General features: G+C 33.7%; 15 protein-coding genes and 1 tRNA gene. 3 read left to right on the forward strand and 13 right to left on the reverse strand.

The genetic code is table 11. The features are described 5' to 3' along the window. Positions 1 to 183 precede the first annotated feature (183 nt). Entirely contained in the window at positions 184 to 1,236 is a 1,053-nt protein-coding gene (locus ACPF9A_RS09550; protein WP_424003881.1) for a phosphotransferase enzyme family protein, read from the forward strand. Here ACPF9A_RS09550 and ACPF9A_RS09555 read toward each other — a convergent pair. From ACPF9A_RS09555 to mce, 12 genes are all read right to left on the reverse strand, one after another. After that, positions 1,233 to 1,802: a TlpA family protein disulfide reductase gene (locus ACPF9A_RS09555; RefSeq protein WP_424003883.1), complete on the reverse strand. Its 570-nt coding sequence runs from the start codon at positions 1,800 to 1,802 to the stop codon at positions 1,233 to 1,235. The genes ACPF9A_RS09550 and ACPF9A_RS09555 overlap by 4 nt on opposite strands. A 128-nt stretch (positions 1,803 to 1,930) precedes the next feature. After that, the gene (locus ACPF9A_RS09560) at positions 1,931 to 2,122 is read right to left on the reverse strand and encodes a hypothetical protein (protein ID WP_324024810.1); all 192 of its coding nucleotides are present in this window, start codon (positions 2,120 to 2,122) and stop codon (positions 1,931 to 1,933) included. A gap of 45 nt (positions 2,123 to 2,167) precedes the next feature. Then, positions 2,168 to 2,410, reverse strand: coding sequence for a hypothetical protein (locus ACPF9A_RS09565; RefSeq protein WP_424003885.1), 243 nt, complete (start codon positions 2,408 to 2,410; stop codon positions 2,168 to 2,170). Positions 2,411 to 2,431: 21 nt separating this feature from the next. Then, positions 2,432 to 3,070 (reverse strand): CPBP family intramembrane glutamic endopeptidase, encoded by a 639-nt coding sequence (locus ACPF9A_RS09570; RefSeq protein WP_424003887.1) that lies wholly within the window; start codon positions 3,068 to 3,070, stop codon positions 2,432 to 2,434. 16 nt (positions 3,071 to 3,086) lie between these two features. Then, positions 3,087 to 3,620 carry a hypothetical protein gene (locus tag ACPF9A_RS09575; RefSeq protein ID WP_424003889.1) on the reverse strand — a complete coding sequence of 178 codons (534 nt, stop codon included), beginning with the start codon at positions 3,618 to 3,620 and terminating at the stop codon, positions 3,087 to 3,089. Between the two features lie 29 nt (positions 3,621 to 3,649). Then, complete coding sequence (locus ACPF9A_RS09580; protein ID WP_424003890.1) at positions 3,650 to 3,922, reverse strand: hypothetical protein; 273 nt, start codon at positions 3,920 to 3,922, stop codon at positions 3,650 to 3,652. 8 nt (positions 3,923 to 3,930) lie between these two features. Further along, the gene (locus tag ACPF9A_RS09585) at positions 3,931 to 4,107 is read right to left on the reverse strand and encodes a hypothetical protein (protein WP_170861923.1); all 177 of its coding nucleotides are present in this window, start codon (positions 4,105 to 4,107) and stop codon (positions 3,931 to 3,933) included. A 437-nt stretch (positions 4,108 to 4,544) separates the two neighbouring features. Further along, positions 4,545 to 5,306: a hypothetical protein gene (locus ACPF9A_RS09590; RefSeq protein WP_424003892.1), complete on the reverse strand. Its 762-nt coding sequence runs from the start codon at positions 5,304 to 5,306 to the stop codon at positions 4,545 to 4,547. 197 nt (positions 5,307 to 5,503) lie between these two features. After that, positions 5,504 to 8,119, reverse strand: coding sequence for a M14 family zinc carboxypeptidase (locus ACPF9A_RS09595; RefSeq protein WP_424003894.1), 2,616 nt, complete (start codon positions 8,117 to 8,119; stop codon positions 5,504 to 5,506). Between the two features lie 293 nt (positions 8,120 to 8,412). Further along, the gene (locus ACPF9A_RS09600; RefSeq protein WP_424003896.1) at positions 8,413 to 12,129 is read right to left on the reverse strand and encodes a hypothetical protein; all 3,717 of its coding nucleotides are present in this window, start codon (positions 12,127 to 12,129) and stop codon (positions 8,413 to 8,415) included. A 272-nt stretch (positions 12,130 to 12,401) separates the two neighbouring features. Then, positions 12,402 to 12,475 (reverse strand) — tRNA-Ile (locus ACPF9A_RS09605). Between the two features lie 233 nt (positions 12,476 to 12,708). Beyond that, entirely contained in the window at positions 12,709 to 13,113 is a 405-nt protein-coding gene (gene mce / locus ACPF9A_RS09610; protein ID WP_424003898.1) for a methylmalonyl-CoA epimerase, read from the reverse strand. Between the two features lie 64 nt (positions 13,114 to 13,177). Here mce and rbfA point away from each other — a divergent pair, with 64 nt between their 5' ends. After that, a complete protein-coding gene (gene rbfA / locus ACPF9A_RS09615; protein ID WP_424003900.1) occupies positions 13,178 to 13,570 on the forward strand; it encodes a 30S ribosome-binding factor RbfA in 393 nt (130 codons plus the stop codon). A 4-nt stretch (positions 13,571 to 13,574) separates the two neighbouring features. Continuing rightward, on the forward strand, positions 13,575 to 14,783 hold the full coding sequence (locus ACPF9A_RS09620; protein ID WP_424003902.1) for an ABC transporter permease: 1,209 nt from the start codon (positions 13,575 to 13,577) through the stop codon (positions 14,781 to 14,783). On the opposite strand, the gene dusB is transcribed toward ACPF9A_RS09620, so the two are convergent. After that, on the reverse strand, positions 14,780 to 15,778 hold the full coding sequence (gene dusB, locus ACPF9A_RS09625) for a tRNA dihydrouridine synthase DusB (protein ID WP_424003904.1): 999 nt from the start codon (positions 15,776 to 15,778) through the stop codon (positions 14,780 to 14,782). The genes ACPF9A_RS09620 and dusB overlap by 4 nt on opposite strands. Between the last annotated feature and the right edge of the window lie 157 nt (positions 15,779 to 15,935).

Raw genomic sequence — 15,935 nt, forward strand, 5'->3', positions numbered from 1 at the left:
TTTGGGGGAAAATTTGATTGTTAAAGATACTAACTACATTATTTTACAAATCGTATTATTATTAGGCCAACTGCATAAAATAAAGAAAATTCTTGTTAATTAAACTTTAAGGTTCTCATAACCATTGCTCAAAACAATGCCTAAGTTTCAATACCTTTAACCGTTGAATCGTAGTGCTAAAACATGACCAAAGAATCCATCCAAAAAATACTTTCTGAATTTAATCTCAACGGAAGTTCATTAAATTGGACGCCCTTGACAAGCGGACTCATTAATGACACGTATTTAGTTGCGGATGAGGATGGTAAACAATACATTCTTCAAAAGATAAATACCCAGGTGTTTAAAAATGCTGGTATTCTGATGGATAATATTCAATTTGCTTTACCTGTCCTTCAAGCAGAGGATTACAGCCAAATTACTTTTCTGAATACAACCGCAGGAACCAATCATCTAATTCAGGATAATGATTTCTGGCGGATGATGACCTACATACCCAATAGTACCACTTACAATACAACTACCGAAACCTCAACTGCCTTTGAAGCGGGACGCATTATTGGCAAGTTTCATCAGCTCTTGCAATATTCAGATACGGCACTATTTAATGATACACTACCCAAATTTCATAATCTAGATTTTAGAACTCTAGAGTTTCAAGAAGCAATGCAGAATGCTGATGCGCAAAAAATAGAAATTGCCGGCGTCGCCATTAAAAAGGCACAGTTATTTCTCAAAGAACTTCAATATTTAAATACTAGTAATTTACCCTCTAGAATTTGCCATAACGATACCAAGCTTAATAATATCTTATTCTCTAAATCAAATAATAAAGCATTGTGCCTTATTGACTTAGACACCATTATGAAGGGCTATTTCTTCTATGATTTTGGTGATGCCATTAGAACTGTAGTAAACAATGCTCCTGAAGATGAGCAGAACCACGAACTTATAAATTTTAATGAATCATTGTTTAAAGCTTTTGTAGATGGCTTAGCTGCTAACAGTTCATTTTTAACTGCCGCTGATAAAGACAGTCTACCCTTAGGTACCGTTTTTATGCCATTTATTCATGGTTTACGAGCACTTACAGATTACCTGAACAATAACAAATATTACAAAGTCACTTACGAGAATCAAAATTTAGATCGTTGTTACAGTCTCTTTAATTTTGCTGAAAAAGCATTAGCTAAAAAAGAGTTTATGGCAGCTTATATCGCAAAAGTCCTTGGTTAATTATTTTTCATTAAATCATCTAACAACTTGCGTATTTTTTTACTATTCCAATCTGCAGCGCCAGTTTCTTTTATGATGATTTTTCCTGTAGCATCGATTACATAATTAGTGGGGATACTATTCTCTCGTAATATTTCGGGAGCTTGCATTTGTGGAAAATATATAGGTAGTTCATAACCTCTCTTTTCAATAAACCACTGTACTCTTTCTGGTTCTTCTTGAGTCAATAATATAAAATTGACCTTGTCTCCGTAGTCTTTATACAAATCTTGAATTCCTGGTAATTCTGCAATACAAGGCGGACACCAAGTTGCCCAATAACTGACAAAAGCAACCTTGCCTTTACCTACCGATAAGCTTTGAGTTTCACCTTGTAAATCAACAACGGCATATTGAAACGGAGCAACCTCATTTTGGTCTTTTTCATCTTTAATACTGGGTGACCAAACCGCAACTTTCAGTTTATTGACGGCTACCTGTATTGGTGTTCTAGTCTGCGGAGTGATCAACAACAAAATGAACACGGCAAATATGATATCACTGATTTTAAATTTTCGCTTTTTCATGTAATGTGTGAGTCGAAAAACTTGGTGACTGTTTACAGAGATTTTAATTTGACAAACAAAACAACACTATTTTACCGCTTTAATGTATCATATAGCCTATAAAAAGTATTATTGTTCAAATTATATTGTTATTGTGGCTTCTTACTTTCTTTAAGGAATCCGTTAAATACCACACCAAATAAGGCAAGCCAAAGTAAACGGAAAACCCAAATATTCATGTCAATTCCAAAAAATTGACCTGTATCGCTGTCTCCAACAAAACTATATGCTATTTCAATTATCGCGATGACCATTCCAACAATTGATAATATTTTTCTCATAATTCTAATTTTGTATTCCTAATTAATTGGCTAAAAACTTAACTCTTATTTTCTGGAATCTAATTCCTTTTTTAGCGCATTCATATTCTTTATATTTAGAGGCATGGTGGCAAACAGAGCAATAGGAACCGCCACTAAGGGAGTAAATCCATCGCGAATAGAAATATAGATGAAGAAAATTAAAGAGCATATCAAAACTATTGCTAAAAGCCAAACTATAGTTTTTGCTGCAGTATACTTTTTAAGCAGTTCTTCTGTACTCAATTTAGAGAGCGATTCTTGATTCATGTTCTATAACTTAAATTTATATCACCAGTTTCCTTTCTCGTATAAATCTAAGAAAGCTGCTGTTGAAACTCCTAAAAAATCCACCAAAAAATGAGAGAAGATAGTCCAACGCAAACTGTTTGTCTTTTTGTAAACCCATGCCCAAACAATACCCATAATCAGGGTAGAGATTACCAATTCAAATCCGCTATTGACGACGGAGTTGACTCCGAATGCTGCATGATTAATTGCAAATAGAATCCCAGTAAACAATACTGAAGACCAATTAGACCAGGTTTTGGTATAATCTAAAAGCAGTCCGCGCCAATAGAATTCTTCAATAAAAGGGTTAAATAATGCAAGTAGAATCCATGGTAACCAAATGGTCCAATGATCTAGCAATTGATAGTGCATTAGAAAAAGTGGCAACGGAATTAATCCGACAATTACCGCTATTAATTTCCAACCGAAGGCTCCCCTAACTTTCATTAGCCAATTCGTGATCGACTCTTTTCCTCCGTATTTAAAAATAAAGAAAAGCCAAAGTGCCCAACCTATACCAATCATGGGTATAAATGCCCATTTTCCCATGAACTCGCCGAAACCAAATGCAACCGCAAAATTTACGGCAATAATCAAAAAAGGTGATGCAATTACTAGCTCTCTTTTAGTTATCGCCATTGTTTTACTTTAAAATTTAATTGCAGTTCGCTTGTGTTGCCTTATTCCTCCATTGAATCCAATATTCCTGTAAGCCTTCTGGTGTGGTTTTCAAATCACTAATATGCAGTACATCACCAATCAATAAAACATTGCTTAATTCTTTCTTTCTAGTAGCTAATGACGGGGCATGGTTCCAACCTCCAACATGGTCAAAAGAAGTAAAGGCATTGCATGGTTCGGCAACTGAAATAAAAGGAATTATCAATTTATAGGTAACCGTACCTGAGCCCATACCCAATGTGGTCATTTCAATACTTGAAAAATCAACTTTGATATAAACGCCGCTGTTATAGCATTCTTTTAATTTATCACCAACTTTATGCGACATTGTATTGGAGAACTGATGGGCAACATCAGACCCGTTTATAAATTCCGGTCCATAATACGAACCTTTGCAACCATTTTCATCACATTCAATAGTAGTGGTATTTATATCATTAGTCTGACCATAAACCATAGTAGACAAGCAGCTTAAAATAAAGGGTAATAACAGATAATATCTTAACATAGAAATCCTTTACTTAAGCTTCATTAATACTATTGCTCGTTCTCTTCTTCTTTAGACTTATTGTATTTAGTAAACTCCACTTTTTTATCTTCTAAAATTTTATAAAAACGGCGGTGAGATATTTTTAGATCTTTGGTTATTTGAGCTACCTTCTTCTTTTTCTTCTTATACAGTTTTATCTCTGCCGTTACGGCTTTGTTAAAGTAATATTTGTGAAGCGCGTCTACTACCTCTAGCTCTGTTTTTCCGTTAGTGCTAACGAACTGGTCAATTTCAGATTTTATCTCTTGTAAGCCTTTCATATAGTTACTTATTTTTCAGGCACAGTAGCTGAGAACTTATTTATAAGATCAGCATACTTATCTAAATCTTCTAGAGAATGATTACCATAATCATTAACAACGTCGAACTTTATATTGTTGTTTGCCAAGAAAGTGGCTACTCTTTCAAGCTCTTCGGGGGAACCTTTTATTTCAATTTTTGCCATTATTAAAAATGCATTTTATTAAGTGTTTGCCTAATTTAAGATTATTCTTTTGAATTTAAGCAGTAAAATAACTTAGCTACTTATATTCCTTTTAAAGTTAATCGCTTTATTACAGTTTTCGCTGCTACGCAGTCTAGTCAATGAATTATGTTGAATATTAATTTTTGATTTTTACCTGAATGAGGTAATTGTAAGGTAAGAAGTCTTTTTTTTATCGGCTGCAATAAAAAAAGCCCAATAATAAATAGCAACACTAATGAATTCTGGGGGAACTTTAGTATACCAATATTAAGGGCTGCCTCAATTTAACATTTTATTAGGAAATACAGAAATCAGTTTTTGAATTTAATTTAATGTAATTGCATATAAACTACTTAAAAACCAAGAAAGCAGCCCTTTAGGCTGCTTTCTAATATCTAAAATATTTTTCAATTTGCTTAGTCACCTACATAAGTAAAGGTCGTTAGGTATGTTTCGCTATCGCTACCATCAGCAGATGCGGATGAAACGGTCGCTGCTGTTGGATAATCACCATCATAAGTATATGACATATTAATGGTGTATTCTATTTCACCTTCTTCATTTTTGTACACTATTTGCGACGGATTGTTATTTGGGAACAATGCTTTTGCTCTTACAATTTCTTCTGCCTGTGGAGCTGCTGCAAAATTTAATTTAATTTGATCTAATACATCAATCATTCCTGCTGCTTCTGCGGTTTTGTAAAATGGGTTTGGTTTGTCGTCATAAGAGATTTCTGCTGTGTAATACACTACTTCTTCTTCACCGGTCATATAATCATAATCGTACTCTATAAATTTGATTACAGACGGATTACCATTACCATCATATTCTTCTATTTGTCCGGTTTCAAAAGCGTCATATGGCGATTCATATAATTCTTCTACATTACCGTTATCTACGTTACCGGTTACATTACTTAAATCTCCGTCTTCATAGGTAAAATTAGTAGTGTCGGTTCCGTCAAAGACAGAGGTTAATTGTAAATCGTTATTGTATGAAAATAAAATGTTTCCGTTGTCTTCTGAATCTTCTGCAGACGTTACATTTATTGAGCTAATAAGCTTTGTTTCTACATTTCCGTTAACTTCTTCAAACTCTTCTGAGGTTGACTTTTCACAGCTAAAATTAATAACTGCAATAGAGGAAAGTAATAATAATTGATTAAATGCTTTCATGGTGATTTTGGTTTTAATTTATTTGTTAGGTCTATACTTAACAAACCGATATTAAAAATATTGCATGTCTATATATTACGGTTTTCCGTAATATTTGTAACAAGTCAATAACCATGGTATTTGTAGGAATATTTACTTATAAAAGTATTTTTTAATATTCAACTGTCTAAATAAACATTAGACTAGACCTTTTACAACTACTCTGCAGCTCCTTCAAAAATGGAGTTGAAAATAAGTTTGTACGTTCCTCTTGGTTGCGCTCTAAATTGAGGTCTAAAGGCAAACAATACTACAGCGCCTTTTCCATATTTCGCTTTTACCATAGCTGGCTTTTTAGCGATATATTTTTTCTCGCCCATTGCCCAGCCGCTCATCAACAAATCTTTTTCTGCATAGTTAGCAATAACCTCAACTTCTGGTAAAGGAGCATCTTTGATATCTTCTGTACCGCCTTCTCCTTTTTTATCTTGCTTATCAATTACAAAAGCACGACTCTTATTAAATGAAACCGCTACAGTGTCTTGCATACCAAATGCTAACGGATGTGTGGTATCTATTCCTGTTTTAATCAATGAACCAGGTATAAAGAACTCTGTGCTCTCTGTACCTTCTGTTGCGTCTTTTAATGGTAAACCAAATTGCTCTATGACATAATTACTAGCTTCATCGAACGCTATTAACGTTCCGCCGTTTTTTACATAATTACTTAGCGCTACCGACCCTTCTAAACCGATACCACCAGTAAATTTCTCTGGCATTTTTAACGGGGAATTACCATGTAATATGGACTTTGGTCGTTGCGATGGTAGTATCAATACATCATACTGCGACAAATCTTTTGTTTGAATATCGGTATCATGAAGAGTATCAGTCTCGAACGAATATTCGTCCATTATAAAACGAGTCCATCCTTCATCCATATTAGAAACCCATGATTTGTACAATCCTACTTTTGGCGCATGTACTTTAGTTAGTTCTACTTTTGGTTCTGCGGATAATCCTATTACTTCTAAACCATATTCAGAAGCTAAATCTTCAACAGAAGCACTACCGCCAGAAACAATATAAGCACCTGCCGGATATGTTGTTTTTCCTGATTTAAAGGATGCTTTGGTTTTATATGCCGTACCACCTGCTTTTAATACTTTGTTGGTTACTATAACCGATGCATTACTGTTAGCACTAAGCAAATATCCGAAGGAAGCATTCCCTTTTACAACACCTTCATAATACGATGCTGCGTCTAAAACCTTTTCTGTCTCTACTTCAAAAGGCTCAGCAATTTTATCTACAGTAATTCCCATTTGCATTGGCAACGTCCAACCTGCTAAGTCATACGGAGTATCTGGTGGGCCGCCTGGATATTGAAAACGTGTGGGGTAATTTTGCTTCTCTAACAGATCCATCAAGTACGGTCTAAATGCTTGTGCCGTATAAATTACATAAGCGCCTTTTTCATATTTCTTTCCGTTGACTTCAAAGCTTTTGGTGGTTTTCTCAATTTCAATTCCACCCTTAAGCAACACATTTACCAAGTTCACAGACTCAAAAGCATCCCACTGTTCTTTTCCAATAACATAAGCAAACGGACCTTCTTCTTTTGACTTCTCAATTGCCGAAGCTCCCATTTTGTAAATATTATATAGGTAGTTGCTCTTACGATCTGCTGCTAAATCTAAGGTTGCCCATGTAGCGGTCAACATATAATCTACCGCATCGCGAAAATGAGACTCACCACCTTTCCATGGGTCCGGATACATGATATCTGTACCATCGGTTGGTGTACCGCCAGCAACGGTTTTAGGTAATTTCTCTGGATCATAAAATCTTGGAGTCGGGCTTGTGTGACCCACTTCGGTTAAAATTCCGATCATGTTATGGTAGTAAGGCACAGTACGGCCACCACCGTTCCAGAACATCGTATAAAAATTATCGGCAATAGCACCTGGCATATTCTCTAACGAAAATCGTTTGGTCATTGCAGAACCTAATTCACTGACACCCGCAGTAATAGCTGGGTGAATTCTTGGGTTTACTGGATCTGCATATGGCGGTAAAGATATTTTTGTCCAAGATGGAGAAGATTGGTGGTGGTTATACACAATCTGTGGATACCACTCATTGTACAATATCTTAGTAACATTATACGTCTCTGGCATGGTATTCATGAACCAGTCTCGGTTGTTATCATGACCCATGTAGTAGTGATATAAAATTGGAGGTCGCGATGTTTCATATGCGGTACCTAAATTCTTTTTGTACCAATCCACAACAATGTCCAACCCATCAGGATTCATTACAGGCATCAATATCGTAATGACATTCTCCCTTATTTTTTTCATTTCTGTAGTTTCAGAAGTGGTCAAGGTATACGCCAATTCAGAGGTCATTTGACCATGAGCCAACTCCGTAGAGTGCATACCACCATCAATCCAAACCACAGCTTTACCTTCTTCAGATAGCTTCATAGCCTCATCATTTGAAACCTGAACACGAGCTAGTTTAGTACTAATGTCTTTCCACTTATCTAAATCTTTTAGGTTCTCCTCACTAGAAATAAACAAGATGTACATTTTTCTACCGAGTACGGTGGTTCCTATCTCCACTTTTTTAACACGTTCAGAAGAAGCGTCTAGTTTAGAAAGGTAGTCTTCAATTTGGCTGTAATCTGCCAATTTATAGTCGGCACCAACCTTAAAACCGTAGACATCTTCTGGAGAAGGTACAGTTTGCGCCATCGTCACAGATATGCACGAAATAGCAAGTACAATGGTCAGCAATGCCGCCTTGCACCAAGAGTTTTTTGTAGTCATTTTTCGAATTAGTTTGTTTGAACTAGTAAATTAAGAAATAGTAGAGAGCTAGGTAAATGTAACTAGGAAAGATTGTGTTAAAAGAATTGTTAATTTCTAATTGCGTGATCTGATGGGGGTGTTGTTGAGGAAATGGTTTGTAGAAGCATGTTATGAATCATTTTCTATTGTATGTAAATTCTATGACGAAATGTTATAGTGTGCAAAAATGTGCCAAGAAAACATGAATCGGGGTGCGCAACCTATTGCAGTATATTGTAAAGTCGCTCAGAGTAACTAAATTAGTTATTTTATTAGTATTTGGAATTAATAGTAAGTTCCTCTTCTTTATATGTTACAGATGATATAATTTTCAACCTTTCCAAATTATTTGCAAATTGTTCATTTAAATTATTTCTTAAGAATTTAGTTCTCTTTTTTGGCTTCAAAACTCTGTTGTAATTATCTGGTAATTTTTTTATCAATTCAACAGCCTTTGAAGCATCTAAATTATGAGAGTAGAAATTAAATAACTTTAATCTATCTACTACCGAATCGGTTTTACTAAATAATCCTACCAAAAAAAAGTGATTTAGCCCATATGTTTCAGTATCTGCATAAATATGACATGCAAGTTTAGCTAATTCATCATTGCCAAGAACAAAATCATCGTCTAATCCTATAATGATATTAGACTTTTGCTTGTCAGCTAAAATTTTAGATTTTAGTAACAATATATAATCTGATTCAAATAGACTATAATCCTCTGCTGAGTTTAGGAAAATATCTAAATTCAATTCAATTAAAGTTATATGTAAATTAGGAAAGCCTTCTTTTAACTTTTGAAAATAATCCAAAGATAATTTAATGAATTTTCCTTTTATCATTGATTCCACCTTATCATAAGAAAGACCATTAAAACTTAAACCAATCCAAGAACTATAATATAAATCTCTAACAATTTCATGACTCTCTAGTAACAATTCATTAGAATATATAACAACTAGAGCAAATTCCTTTTTCAATGACTCAGCAATATTTAATTTTTCAAGATTTTCATTACCAAGTGACCGAAAGTTATTTTTTTGGTTCATGAAGTCGATTAACGTTTTATTCAAAGTGTTTTCCTGACACGCCAAATAATAATCATAAACATTTAACCATGAAGGAAAAATAGCAGATTTCTCAATCAGTTTAGTTTTTACTTCAAGACTATTTATTTCTGAAAGTTTTGAAAAGGTATCTGGATATAATTGCAATAAAGCCAACTTGTTTTCTAATGATATAGAATTCGAATTGATGAGTAGTAGCATCGATTTTTCTGACTCTTTAAAATCTCCATCTAAATTTAAAAGAACATTGGATACAAAATAGTCCAAAGAACTGTTTACATAATCTATTAAATTTTCATTTTTAAAATCAATAATTGTCTTGTAAGTTGGTATAATCTTGCTTTTTGTAGATTTTGTTTTTGGTAAATTTTCTAAGATAATTTTAAGATTGTTATGATTGATATCATAATAATTATTTTCAAAAATGTAGTCAAATAAAGAAACTGATGAATCCTTTTGTGGGTAGGAAATAATCTCAAAATTTATATTCAGTTGTTTAATGACCTTTTTTATTTTAGATTCTTCAGAATTATTTTTAAATAGACTAAAAAAATCTTTCTTTTTAGCAATATATTTTTCAAGAATTGAATTGACATTATTTTTTTCTATACCTCTTAAATCAGAATAGAGTAGTATTTTCACTAAATAATCATCAATCTTTTTCTTAGGAAATCTACTTTCCAATTCAATGTGAGTCCAAAAACCTGTCCAAGCGTTAGTCAGATAATTAATAAAAACATCTACTTCGTGATTTTCATAGGAAATGAACTTATCTACAAAATCATTATTATACTTACCTTTTATTGATAATAGTTCCATTATTTTATCAATTTCACTCTCATATTTGAATTTATTTTTCAAAAGGTAGTTTATCAATTGAAAATTAAGAATAGCACTTTTGCTATAATTTCTAATTGATGAGATTTTTTTGATTATATTTTGTAACCTTTCTAACTTATAATCGAAAGGTAAATTCTTGCCACTTATTACGCTCCTAACAAAAATATAATCATTTTTAGTCAAGTTTATTCCGTGAAATAGAGATATATAATCATCATAATTTTCATTGATATTACCATTCAATATTAGACTTCTTACTAGATTATTGTATTTATCCAATGGCGGAATAAAAAATTCATTTAGATACGGTTCTATATTTATTCTTTTAAAAATCTCATTTATTTCTAGGCTCTCTATGTCATTAATCTCATTTCTAAGTATTTGAGCTTGAACTTTTAATGATTCTAATTTAGAAGTCGTTTTATCTTTTACCAAATCCGATCTTTGAATATAAGTTTGATGGTCATTAACAGATTTACTTAATTCAGAAAAAGAAAACGTTTTTAAGGAATTATCTCTAATGTATACGTTTGAATGACTATAAACAACATGCCTATACCTAACTGTATTTTGTATAATCATCTGGTCAAAATTATCATCGTTAGCCAAATCTGCTATGGGTATCCATTTCTGTGCTATTTGTAATTCGGTAATTCCCTTTATCTCATTGTATATCGAGTTAATATAAACTGCTTTTAATTCCCTTATATTTAGGTTAAAATGTTCTTCAACCTCAATGATGCGTTCATTAGTTTGAATCAATTCAATTTCGATTTTTGATTTCAATTCATCTACAAACCTGTTTTTATTCGAAATTAGTCCAAACAAGGCACCACTTCTCTTCCCTAAATCTGAGAAATCACTGGGGTGTATGTTTTTATATATTATAATAGCTAAAAGATTGTCCTGATTCAAAACATCTCCTAAACTATCCTTATACAATTCATACTCATGAAAAATATTAAGGAGTAGTCGCATATCAATGTCATCAATAAAGGTAACAACCTCTTCAATAAAGCTTTGCGAAAAAGAGTCCACTAAACCTGCCTCTTTTATCAAAGTAGTTAATTGCTCATTTGCATTTGAAGGATTAATAAAAGGTATAACGGGAATAATGTAATCGAAAAATTTTACTCTTTCTTTTCCTTTAAAAATATCATCACGAATTCCATAGATGAAAACTATGTGTTTTTTTATAAGTTTCGAATTATTTAAAAGCAGGTTAACTTCTCTAAGTTTGGTGAAAATTTCCGTGTTTTTAAATCTATCTAAATCCTCGATTATTACGATATTAAATTTTGTTTTTTCAAAAAAATAAATAATTTCATCTACATGCTGATTAAGAATAGATTTCGTAATATCTTCTCCTAATTCTAATTCTCCTTTAAGGCTTATTCTGTTTATCTTAGAATTACTTAAGACTCTGATTGTGTCTTTTGTAAATATGGCAATACCTAAGAAAAATGATATAAATAGGACTGTAGCAACTAGATCTATATTTAACCATTGATAATCCCAAAAAACAGGATTAAGTTTTTCTATATAATCAAATTTATATATGATTATAGTAGATATGAGCCATAATACAAACCAAAACATAGACCAAAAAAGGCTAAAATCAGTTATATTAATTATACGTTTAAAACGTGAATCAGGAATTTCTTTTGGGTCAACATGATAGATTATTTGTTGAAGAATACTTAATTCAATTAATCTTTCTATATTATCTGATTCTTCAATTTTAGTTTTAAATGAAGCAAGTGAAATATTTATAAATTTATAATCGTTCTTGTTTCCAGGTTTATTAATATTTTGAAAAGTTTTAAGAATTGTAGTTTTTCCTGAACCATATGAACCTGTAAGAGCAATGTTGGACAATTGATTGCTGTCTATAGCTTCTTTAATCCTATCCAAATATGGCTTTATTCTTAAAATATCTTCATCGGACGTTAGTATTTTAGGAGCAAGTGACCGAACACGATTATTAATAAGTTTCTTTGAAAAGAATAGAAAGTGTGCATATTGCTTTAATAGTCGGAATTTCGTAGTTACTTCACTTATTAAGTTTTTTTTTATCATGCAAGAAATCTTTAGCTTGAAAGAAGCAATGAATTTAGATAATTCTTACAAGAAAAAATGTTTTATGCTACTGACAATGTCCTATTTCAGTATAATTAGCTTGCTAGAAAAATAATATTTCACAAATTTAAGTCTTAAACACATTTATTTTGACAGTCATATATTAGCAGTAAACGTAATTTGAAATTTAACAAACCATACAAAAACCGTACATTTCTAAAAACAAAAAATCCATAACTCCTTATAAATAAGTGTGTTATGGATTTAATCCGTGGTCCCACCTGGACTCGAACCAGGGACCACCTGATTATGAGTCAGGTGCTCTAACCAGCTGAGCTATAGGACCGGTTATAATTCAATATTTCAATTCTTTTTTCACCACCTGTCCCGATAGCTATCGGGAGAGTCAGGTGCTCTAACCAGCTGAGCTATAGGACCGGTAACAATTCTAAAATTGCTCTGTAAAACTTTTTCGATTAAAATCGATAAAGACTGGTGCTCAAACCAGCAATTTCAGAACTCGCGAATTGCGGTTGCAATATTACTACTTATTTTTAATCGACACAAACAAAATAATGCTTACTCCCTAATTTCTTGACACAACTCTATCAACACCCCGTTTGCAGTCTTTGGGTGAACGAATGCAACAAGCTTATTATCTGCCCCTTTTTTTGGCTTTTCATTGAGCAGTATAAAACCTTCTTTCTTTAGCCGTTCCATTTCTGCAACGATATCTTCTACTTCAAAAGCTACATGATGTATGCCCTCACCTTTTTTTTCTAAGAATTTGGCAATAGGTCCGTCTGGTTCTGTGGCAGCCAAAAGTTCTATTTTATTAGGTCCGTTTTTAAAGATGGATGTCATTACACCTTCCGACGCGACTTCTTCTTGTTTATAGGGTGCTACACCCAACAATTTCTCGAAAAGTGCATTAGAATCTTCCAAGTTCTTCACTGCTATACCTAAATGTTCAATCTTTTTCATGCCTTATTTGCTTCAGTGTACACCATATAGGGGTTAAGATACAATTTCTATGTATTTTTGCAGTATGGAAACGCAAAGACAACGTAAAATAGCTGGGGTCATTCAGAAAGATATTGTAGATATTCTACAAAAGGCTGCCATTGATGGCGGACTACGAAGTACGCTTATCTCCGTTTCTAAGGTTGCGGTGACTACCGATTTATCTATCGCGAAAGTATACTTAAGCATTTTCCCGAATGATAAAGCTGGCGAATTGATGGAAGGTATAAAATCTAACCAACCGCTTATTAAACACGAGCTTTCTCAACGCACCCGTAACCAATTACGTAGAGTGCCTGAGTTGTTATTTTATCTTGATGATTCTTTAGATTACATTGAAAATATTGAAAAGTCATTAAAACGCGAAGAGAACCCCATAGAAAACAGAGATTTGTTACCTAAACGTAAAAAATCTTGATCGGTTGAATTTTCCTCTCTATATCGCTAAAAGGTATGTGCGTTCTAAAAGCACCCAGAACGCAGTTAACATTATTAATTTTATCACCTTTTTAGTTATAGTTATTGGTTCTGCAGCACTGTTTATTGTGCTTTCGGCTTTCGCCGGATTAAAAACATTTAGCCTTTCGTTTACCGAATCTTTTGACCCAGATTTAAAAGCTTCTCCCGTAACCGGAAAGATTTTCACCATTACTCCTGAACAAGAACAACGTTTACAGTCTGTAGACGGACTAGCATTTTACTCCAAAGAGCTAGAGGAAAAAGTATCTCTTGAACATAGAGGCAAAAACCATATTGCCTACATAAAAGGTATTGATAGTAATTACACCAAAGTAACCGGTGTTGATAGTACACTGTATATTGGCGACTGGACTATTAATGACACACAAGTAGTAGCTGGTTTGGGCATTGCCAATATTCTTGGGGTAACCATTAATCAGTTTCGTAGCCCAATGCAGATCTATGCTTTTAAACCTGGTAAAGGTTCTCTTTCACAAACTATGAACACATCAACGCTCTATAATCAACTACCCATGGTTATTGGCGGAGTGTATGCTGTAGAGGCAGATTTAGATAATAAATATGTGTTTGCAGATTTACGATTGACGCAAGCGTTACTTGAAAAAGATTCGCTTTCCATTTCTGGAATTAATTTTAAGATGGATGAAGGCATTGAACCTAGTGCTGTACGTTCAGAGATTAAATCCATTCTTGGTGCTGGTGTACAATTAAAAAACAGACAACAACTAAATAGTACGCTCTATAAAATGTTGAATACTGAAAATGTTGCTACATACCTCATTTTTACTTTGGTACTTATTATTGCACTTTTTAATGTTGTTGGCGCGATCATTATGATGATTTTAGATAAGCAGCAGAATTCAAAAACCTTGTACAGCCTTGGTACGACAATTAAAGAATTACGTAGAATTTACTTTGTACAGGGAATTCTAGTAACCGGTTTTGGTGGATTTATTGGTGTGCTAATTGGTGTGCTAATCGTTTGGTCGCAACTTGCTTTTAGCTGGTTGAAAATTACGCCGTCGTTAGCTTACCCAGTAAAATTTGAGTTCATCAACATTGCCATTGTTCTTGCTACCATTATTGTGCTAGGTATTATCGCTTCTAAAATTGCAAGTAGCCGAATCAATAAAAAATTGGTTGATCTTTAAACAGCAGTAAACTTGTGGTCCCCAAACTTTTCCAAGACCTCATCAAAAGCTGCAAATACTGATGCAGAATCATCGCTAGTCACCATTTTCATACGATACTCCTTAAAATTAGGAATGCCTTTAAAATAGTTGGTATAATGTCTACGGGTTTCAAAAACGCCTAATATTTCACCTTTCCAATCTATAGACATCTGTAAATGACGGCGCGCGGCATTTACACGCTCTTCCATAGTTGGTGGAGCTAAATGGGTACCTGTTTCAAAAAAGTGTTTAATTTCCCTAAATATCCAAGGGTAACCAATACTTGCACGACCTATCATTGCACCATCTAGTCCGTATTCATCACGCATTTTTAGGGCTGCTTCCGGCGAATCTACATCACCGTTACCAAATACAGGTATATGCATTCTAGGGTTGTTCTTGACGTCTCTAATAGGGTTCCAATCAGCATTGCCCTTATACATTTGTGCACGTGTTCTACCATGAATTGAAATTGCTGCGCAACCTACATCTTGCAAGCGTTCTGCAACCTCAACAATTCGTATAGAATCATCATCCCAGCCTAGTCTTGTTTTTACCGTAATAGGCAAGCTACTATGCTCTACCATCGCCTTGGTTAAGGAGACCATTAAATCGATATCTTTTAATATACCGGCTCCGGCTCCTCTAGAGACTACTTTCTTAACCGGGCAGCCAAAATTAATATCGATGATATCTGGTTTAGATTTCTCTACAATCTCAACAGACTGTAGCATACTCTCTAAATTTGCGCCAAATATCTGAATACCTACAGGGCGTTCCTTTTCATAAATATCTAACTTCATGACGCTTTTTGCGGCATCACGAATTAATCCTTCAGACGAAATAAATTCTGTATACACGACATCGGCACCTTGCTCTTTACAAAGGGCGCGAAATGGTGGGTCGCTCACATCTTCCATCGGTGCTAAAAGCAACGGGAAATTAGGCAGTTGTATGTCTCCTATTTTGGGCACTGGCGTATTTTAATTTTGGGTTGCAAAGTTATATAAAAATACGGGAAGGTTATTACCAATGGTATTGGATTAATAATAGGGTTTAAACGGCTATTACAAGAGATTGATATATTTGTTTTAGTCATTAAAGAAAAAAGCAGGTAAAGTCTTTATGATT

The organism is Maribacter sp. IgM3_T14_3 (assembly GCF_049603095.1).
Taxonomy (GTDB): Bacteria; Bacteroidota; Bacteroidia; order Flavobacteriales; family Flavobacteriaceae; genus Maribacter.

Bases quoted from the DNA above. Each gene is read 5' to 3' on its own strand.
- rbfA (WP_424003900.1), top strand. From the start codon at position 13,178: ATGGAAACGCAAAGACAACGTAAAATAGCTGGGGTCATTCAGAAAGAT.
- ACPF9A_RS09560 (WP_324024810.1), bottom strand. From the start codon at position 2,122: ATGAGAAAAATATTATCAATTGTTGGAATGGTCATCGCGATAATTGAA.
- ACPF9A_RS09550 (WP_424003881.1), top strand. From the start codon at position 184: ATGACCAAAGAATCCATCCAAAAAATACTTTCTGAATTTAATCTCAAC.
- ACPF9A_RS09595 (WP_424003894.1), bottom strand. From the start codon at position 8,119: ATGACTACAAAAAACTCTTGGTGCAAGGCGGCATTGCTGACCATTGTA.
- ACPF9A_RS09590 (WP_424003892.1), bottom strand. From the start codon at position 5,306: ATGAAAGCATTTAATCAATTATTATTACTTTCCTCTATTGCAGTTATT.
- ACPF9A_RS09580 (WP_424003890.1), bottom strand. From the start codon at position 3,922: ATGAAAGGCTTACAAGAGATAAAATCTGAAATTGACCAGTTCGTTAGC.
- ACPF9A_RS09570 (WP_424003887.1), bottom strand. From the start codon at position 3,070: ATGGCGATAACTAAAAGAGAGCTAGTAATTGCATCACCTTTTTTGATT.
- ACPF9A_RS09585 (WP_170861923.1), bottom strand. From the start codon at position 4,107: ATGGCAAAAATTGAAATAAAAGGTTCCCCCGAAGAGCTTGAAAGAGTA.
- ACPF9A_RS09565 (WP_424003885.1), bottom strand. From the start codon at position 2,410: ATGAATCAAGAATCGCTCTCTAAATTGAGTACAGAAGAACTGCTTAAA.
- mce (WP_424003898.1), bottom strand. From the start codon at position 13,113: ATGAAAAAGATTGAACATTTAGGTATAGCAGTGAAGAACTTGGAAGAT.
- ACPF9A_RS09575 (WP_424003889.1), bottom strand. From the start codon at position 3,620: ATGTTAAGATATTATCTGTTATTACCCTTTATTTTAAGCTGCTTGTCT.
- ACPF9A_RS09600 (WP_424003896.1), bottom strand. From the start codon at position 12,129: ATGATAAAAAAAAACTTAATAAGTGAAGTAACTACGAAATTCCGACTA.
- ACPF9A_RS09555 (WP_424003883.1), bottom strand. From the start codon at position 1,802: ATGAAAAAGCGAAAATTTAAAATCAGTGATATCATATTTGCCGTGTTC.